Annotated in this window: 1 pseudogene; it reads right to left on the bottom strand. The window is 78.1% G+C overall.

Annotated elements, in window-relative coordinates:
• Positions 1 to 407 (bottom strand): annotated as a pseudogene (locus tag D455_RS34070) (flagellar associated protein); the annotation flags it as partial.

Here is a 407-nt window from a genome sequence, read left to right as displayed (position 1 = left end):
GCCGCTGGCCGGGGACGTCGTCGCGGAGCGGTGCCGGGGACGGACCGGCGACCGCGGCGGTCACGGGCGCCAGGACGTCACCGGCGGTCCCGTGGCCGGTCCGGTCGAGTCCCTCGACCACGCGCCGGGCCCCCTCGCCGACCTCGTCGACCGGCCACGCGGTCTCGGGCAGGACGGCGGCGGTCCCGGCGGTGGTGCGCCGGGCGCCCCGTTCGAGGTGGTGGTGGACGGTGCCGAGGGTGGAGGAGACCGGTTCGGTGATCCCGTCGGGAACGACCTCCCCGTCGGAGACGGCGCCGTGGAGACCGAGGGATCCGGTACCCAGGGGATCGCGGTCCGGCGCTCCCCCCGTGTCGGAGGGGCCGTCCGCCGACGAGTCGGCGGCGGACGTGTCGTCGCCGAGGAGC

Origin of the sequence: Nocardiopsis halotolerans DSM 44410, assembly GCF_000341065.1 — a bacterium.
Taxonomy (GTDB): Bacteria; Actinomycetota; Actinomycetes; order Streptosporangiales; family Streptosporangiaceae; genus Nocardiopsis; species Nocardiopsis halotolerans.
This window is presented reverse-complemented; position numbering and strand designations above follow the sequence as displayed.